This window comes from Bacillus sp. AFS098217 (assembly GCF_002551815.1).
GTDB lineage: Bacteria > Bacillota > Bacilli > Bacillales > Bacillaceae_G > Bacillus_A.
The window spans coordinates 21272-27271 of the sequence record NZ_NVPR01000051.1; the positions used below are offsets into that span (position 1 = coordinate 21272).

Genomic DNA, 6000 nt, shown 5'->3' on the forward strand with positions numbered 1-6000 from the left:
TCCGTTTCCACAATCATTCCTAAATACATAATTCCGATTTCCGTTCATAAGTGCTCCACAACACTTAAATTATGCGGAATGATTAAAAAGTAATTCTATTATTCAGTGACCGAGCATAGAATACTAACAAACTACCAAAAAGGGGGCGAAAGTATGGACAAACTATTCCAATATGTCCTGCACTATGTTGTATTAACACTCATAATAGTCGGGGCATTATTACTATTCCCGTTCTTCCCAAAGTTCGTCCTCTTTTTAGTATTCTTCTTTATGCTCGGGATTGCGATTATCATATCTATGAGAGAAGACAATACACAAAAAGAAAGCAGAGTTCAGCGTGTTAAGCTGTAAACTCTGCTTTTTTTCAATCATAACGTATTCTTGTTAAACCGATCACGAAGAATACAACAGCAAATAACATGAGTATACCAACATATCCTACTATATCTGTCAGTGTCCCGCCCCTTGCAATTAATTCGGTAAATCCGCGCATTGCCCAAGTTTGAGGAATAAAGTTCGCTGCAGTTTGCATCCATTCTGGTTCTATTTCAATTGGCCAGTAAAGACCACTGATCATACACGTTGAAATAACCACGATGTTACCTAATGCTGACTGCTGCTCCGTTGTTTTCACGATACTTGCTAATAATAGTGCTAAACCAATGACCGCTAGCAATAACGCTGAGACAAGTATGATTATCCCCAGTAGATTTCCCCACTGTACATCGAACAAAACATTCGTTAGTACCATTAAAGTTCCAAATTGAATCCATCCAATTAAAAAGAAGGAAAGTATATATCCCCCAAGTATTTGAGCCTTTGAAACAGGCGTTCCTAATAAACGATACCAAACGCCAAGTTGTCTTGATTTTAAAATTGTTCCTGTCGCACTTAGCATCACAATCATTACAAAAAGAATAGAAAACCCTGCTGCTCGCCCTGTTACGTTATTCAGCTTTTTCCCCTCAGGTACAATGGATTCCTTTTGAAGTGAAACTGGTTCTGCCTTTGCATGAATTGTTTCATACATCCTTTCCCAAGACATTCCACCTTTTTTCTCCGAATCCCTTGCTGCCGCTACTTCTATTTCCATCTTTTTCATTACACCTTGTAATACTTGCTCTACAGAAGCTCCTCCCGTGAAATCAGCACTTGATTGGAATTTAACCTTCTCTATCTTCCCGTCCGTCATACTCTTTTGAAATTCTTTTGGAATTGTCACAATACCTGAGGACTTCTTATTTTCGATTTTTTGTTTCGCTTCTTCATACGTTACCTTTTCTATAGAAATTAAATCACTTTTCTTTATTTCCTCATAATAGGAGTTGGATAATGTAGACCCATCTTGGTCTACTAAACTAATATTTACTTTCTCGTTTCCGCTTCCACCTAAAAGTCCGCCAAAAATGAGTGTGAAAATAATCGGCATTCCGAACATGAGTATATAGCTTTGTGGCTTAATTAAGATTTGTTTTAACTCTAACCAGCAGAGCGCCCAAACTTTCTTCATGATTTTTCCTCCTATCTCGTACGCAAACGGAAGGTTCCGATGATAACGGAAACAATACCCGCACTAGATAAACTTAATATAACTGGAAGTAACGAATACCACGATGTACCCGACATAATGTTTAAAAAACTTGTAAGTGCCCATTTATTCGGAGCAATGTTAGCAATTGTTTGAAGGGTATCTGGAAATGCATAGATTGGTAACATCGATCCTCCTAATATGGCTAACAGCTGAATTCCAATTCCTCCCATTAAATCCGCCGTTTTTTCCTCACGAATAAACGCTGCGATGAGCATAGATAAACCAGAAACACAAATTGCATAAGCGATTCCTACTACTACAATTTGTGAAATATTGTCCCCCCAGTCCACATGAAATGCGTAATGAGTAGCAACTACAAATACGCCAAATTGAATACAAGCAAATAGTAATGTGCCTAAAAATTTACCTAATAAAATGGCAAAAGGACTAGTCGCTGTACTTAATAGCCTTGCTAATGTTTCAGTTCGTTGCTCTGTCACAATAGATTTTGCGCCTACTGTTATGTTATATAATAAAAACATAACTAACATTGCTGCAGCATAATATTGCATCGCAGCCACTGTTTTTTTGCCGACTGTTCCTTTTTCCATTCCATCCGCATTTGAAGTCGCCACTGTTTGTAAATTAGCACTTACCTCTTTTGCAGCCTGTTCCATATTTTCTGGCTGTGATTTTGCTAAATCTGTTACGACATTTTTTGTAGAGACGGCAACTGTTTGAGCACGCTCTGAAAAGGAACGAATAATCGATTCGGCGATTTTTGCTTGTATATCTTTTGATGGATCTGTAATCAGTTTTGGTTCTTTTAATTTTCCATCCTGTATATGTTCACTCCACCCATTCGGAATCATAATTCCAACATCAATTTTCTGTTTCTTAACCATATCCTCTAGCTCTTTTTGTGAGTTTACTACTTCTACTTTTACATCATCTTTTATTTCCTTTGATTGCAATACATCCTTTTGAAACATATTTGCAAACTCATCTGTTCCTTCTTGATAATAACCAATTACCGTTTTAGGTAATCCTCCGTTATCGAATATGTTACTTAGTGCTGATCCTAAAATAGCTGTTAATAGGAGTGGCATAAGTAACATCATCATAAATCCACGCCGATCTATTAAACGAATTTTTAAATCTTTCCATGCAATAATAAAACTTTTCATGAGTTCCTAACCTCCTTAATCACGAAGTGAACGTCCTGTTAACTGTAAAAAGAGAGCTTCTAAATTTGGTTCTTGTACTTCAAGCTTTAAAATTTGCACATAATTTTCTACAACTACCGAAACAACCATGCCGATAGCTTCTCCATTCTTCAGTCCAATATCAAGCGTATTTGTATCCTCATCGATGATAATCCGTTCTACAGTGGGTATGCCTTTTATTTTCTGCAGTAACTCCTCGCTATAACGATTCAGTTGTAACTTCACCATAAAGCCATCAGCAAGACGATTACATAATTCCGTTTTCGTTCCCAATGCAATTACCTTTCCATGATCAACAATCGCAATTCGTTCACATAAATACTCCACTTCTTCCATGTAATGGCTCGTATAAATGACCGTCATGCCTTTTTCATTTAATCCTTTTACCGTCTCTAAAATATGATTCCGTGATTGTGGGTCAATCCCAACTGTTGGTTCATCCATAATTAATAACTCCGGTTCATGCATAAGTGCTGCACCAATGTTAATTCGGCGTTTCATTCCACCTGAAAATGTTTCAATTTTGTCCTTTGCACGATCTTGTAAACCAACATATGCTAATACCTCATCTGCTCGTTTCTTTGCAATAGCTCCACTTAAACCATACATTTTTCCCCAAAAGATTAAATTTTCTTTCGCTGAAAGCGTAGGATATAAAGCAATATCTTGCGGGACAATACCGATCTTCCTTTTCGCATCTAATGGATATTCTTTTACAGATTTCCCCCCGACTTTTATATCACCGCCATCATATGGAATAAGCCCACAAATCATTGATATCGTCGTCGACTTTCCTGCACCGTTTGGACCAAGCAAACCAAATGTTTCTCCTTTCTTAACTTCAAAAGATACATTCTTTACAACTTCCTTCTTCCCAAACGACTTTGTAATATGATCTACGACTAACATGTCGATTCAGCCCCTTTGCATTAATCTACAATTTCATTGTAAAAAAATATCCTCTTTCTTCCATCACCCTTAAGATAGAAATGAAAAATAAAAAAGCAGCATTATTTGCTGCTTTTTTATTTTTCTCTATGCCAAAAGTCATGTGTATGTTGTAATACCGTATCTTACCGCATATATAGCTGCTTGTGTCCGATCCCTCAGCTCCAGCTTACTAATTAAGTTGGAAACATGGTTTTTTACAGTTCCCTCTGTAATAAACAATTTCTCAGCAATTTCTTTATTATTTAATCCAAGGCCTATTTCCCTTAATACATCTCTTTCACGCTCTGTTAGTTGCTCCATTTGCTTTGGCTGACTTTTTTCTGATATTTCTACTGCTTTTGTTCTTTTTAGTTCCTTCACAATTTGTGCTGTTATATCCTGCGGAAGAACGGCTCCTCCTCCATGAACTGTCAATATTGCTTGAACAATTGCGTCCGTCTCCATATCTTTTAATAAATAACCGCTCGCTCCTTGTTCCAATGCTTCAAAAATAAGTTCGCTATCATTAAATGTCGTCAGCATAAGAACCTTCATATCAGGAAACTTTTCCCTTATTAAACGAGTTCCTTCAACGCCATTTATACGAGGCATTCGAATATCCATCAAAATAATTTCAGGTTGTAATTGTTCTGCTCTTTGAACTACTTCATCCCCATCACTTGCTGTGCCCACCACTTCAAGTTCTGAACGTAAATTTAATAGCATTGCTAAACCATCGCGAATAAGTGATTGATCATCAACGATCATAATACGAATCATATCTTTCCTCCTATTACCCACGTCTTTTCCTTAAGTGGAAACTCAATCTGTAATTGAAACCCCTTCTGCTTTTCACTCTCAAATCGAATCATTCCACCATGTTCCTCTACACGTTCTTTCATATTCATTAACCCAAAGCCAGGACTCAGTTCATTTACACCAATGCCATTATCCGTAATCGATAGCATCACTTTCTCATCTAAGCACAATAAGCTAACTTCACATAAACTAGCCTTTCCATGGCGCTTTGCATTTGTTAATGACTCTTGCATAATACGCAACAAGGTAGGTTGTAATGACAACGGGATTATAATTGGATCCCCTTGTAAATGAAAGGTTACTTGTACTTTTGTTACCTTTGAAAATTCATTTAACATTTCTTTCATATTTTCTATTATGTTTCCTAAATCTTTTTCTTCCTTCAACGCACGGACTGAAGCCCTTACCTCTTGAAGAGATTTTCTAGCTAATTCATGACATGTATGTAAAACTTCTTCTGTGGCATCTGACTTTTGCTTCCATAAAGCCTCTGCAAGCTGCAATTGAACAAGTAAAGCCGTCATATTATGACCAACTGTGTCATGAATTTCTCGGGCAATATCGTTCCTCTCTCGGACTGTAGTTAGTTCTTCTACTTCTTTCGCATAAAGCTGTAATTGTTCATGCGCTTCTTTTAGAGCTATATGTGATAATGTCAATTTTTCATATTGATCGTCAACAGTTTGGCGGGCTACTGTCAACTTTTTAATTAAGTTCCCGGCTAAAGCACTGAAGACAACGAACATAAAATTAATAGCATTACTATCAACTTCTATCTTTCCGGTATATTGATACGTATATAGTAAAATAGCAAACCAGCATAAAAAGAAAAAACTCACAAAAAAATATACGACTGCTTTCCGCCACGTATGAATAAATATTCCTACAGCATCAATCCCAAATATAATTAAATACAAACATGTCTCGGGAAATAAAAAGCCTAATAATGCTGTAACTATCCCATTTGAAAGGAATACATAAAATGCACGCCTTCTCCCTTGATGTGGTTGGATAAGTAAAAAATGATTTATAACATACATTAAACATGCAATACCAACAAATATTTTTAAATTTTCTGTTTCACGTGAAACATGATTTATATATACCATGCAAATCATAACAATCGTAATGAGACGCGCATACCCTAACATCAAATTCTCCTCGCATTTTTGAAATATTGTTTTACATCATACCAACATGTAAAAAATCGTTTTCACAATATAATGGCAAGAAAATTATACCATTTTCATCTCAAGTTAACGTGTATTAATAGAAAAACAAGTCACCTCCACATCGCCTAAGAGAATGACTTGTTTTTCTTTCATCTATTCCATCATACTATCTAATCGATTATATAATTCCGCCCGTAATCGTTCTTTTTCTGTTTTTTCTTTATATAACCGTTCTAACTTTTCAACATTTCTTGTTTCTTCCATTGTACACTCCAGCGCATATATATCTTCTTCTATATACATGAATCAATTTCATAATTGT

At 36.2% G+C, this 6000-nt stretch carries 6 protein-coding genes and 1 pseudogene; 1 reads left to right on the forward strand and 6 read right to left on the reverse strand.

The genetic code is table 11. The features are described 5' to 3' along the window. The first annotated feature begins 153 nt into the window (after positions 1-153). On the forward strand, positions 154-351 hold the full coding sequence (locus COO03_RS14215) for a hypothetical protein (protein ID WP_097897789.1): 198 nt from the start codon (positions 154-156) through the stop codon (positions 349-351). A 13-nt stretch (positions 352-364) separates the two neighbouring features. Here COO03_RS14215 and COO03_RS14220 read toward each other — a convergent pair whose 3' ends face one another. From COO03_RS14220 to COO03_RS14245, 6 genes and pseudogenes are all read right to left on the reverse strand, one after another. Then, entirely contained in the window at positions 365-1510 is a 1146-nt protein-coding gene (locus COO03_RS14220; protein ID WP_097897790.1) for an ABC transporter permease, read from the reverse strand. Positions 1511-1521: 11 nt separating this feature from the next. After that, positions 1522-2718 carry an ABC transporter permease gene (locus COO03_RS14225; protein ID WP_097897791.1) on the reverse strand — a complete coding sequence of 399 codons (1197 nt, stop codon included), beginning with the start codon at positions 2716-2718 and terminating at the stop codon, positions 1522-1524. 15 nt (positions 2719-2733) lie between these two features. Further along, positions 2734-3666 carry an ABC transporter ATP-binding protein gene (locus COO03_RS14230; protein WP_097897792.1) on the reverse strand — a complete coding sequence of 311 codons (933 nt, stop codon included), beginning with the start codon at positions 3664-3666 and terminating at the stop codon, positions 2734-2736. 138 nt (positions 3667-3804) lie between these two features. After that, positions 3805-4467, reverse strand: coding sequence for a response regulator (locus COO03_RS14235; RefSeq protein ID WP_097897793.1), 663 nt, complete (start codon positions 4465-4467; stop codon positions 3805-3807). Beyond that, complete coding sequence (locus tag COO03_RS14240) at positions 4464-5657, reverse strand: sensor histidine kinase (protein ID WP_097897794.1); 1194 nt, start codon at positions 5655-5657, stop codon at positions 4464-4466. The genes COO03_RS14235 and COO03_RS14240 overlap by 4 nt, the downstream gene beginning before the upstream one ends. Positions 5658-5831: 174 nt before the next feature. After that, a pseudogene (locus COO03_RS14245) lies at positions 5832-5981 on the reverse strand (ABC transporter ATP-binding protein); the annotation flags it as partial. Positions 5982-6000 lie beyond the last annotated feature (19 nt).

What these genes read in the sequence shown, in the direction of transcription:
- COO03_RS14215 (WP_097897789.1), top strand. Translation starts at nt 154, where the DNA reads ATGGACAAACTATTCCAATATGTCCTGCACTATGTTGTATTAACACTC.
- COO03_RS14220 (WP_097897790.1), bottom strand. Translation starts at nt 1,510, where the DNA reads ATGAAGAAAGTTTGGGCGCTCTGCTGGTTAGAGTTAAAACAAATCTTA.
- COO03_RS14225 (WP_097897791.1), bottom strand. Translation starts at nt 2,718, where the DNA reads ATGAAAAGTTTTATTATTGCATGGAAAGATTTAAAAATTCGTTTAATA.
- COO03_RS14230 (WP_097897792.1), bottom strand. Translation starts at nt 3,666, where the DNA reads ATGTTAGTCGTAGATCATATTACAAAGTCGTTTGGGAAGAAGGAAGTT.
- COO03_RS14235 (WP_097897793.1), bottom strand. Translation starts at nt 4,467, where the DNA reads ATGATTCGTATTATGATCGTTGATGATCAATCACTTATTCGCGATGGT.
- COO03_RS14240 (WP_097897794.1), bottom strand. Translation starts at nt 5,657, where the DNA reads ATGTTAGGGTATGCGCGTCTCATTACGATTGTTATGATTTGCATGGTA.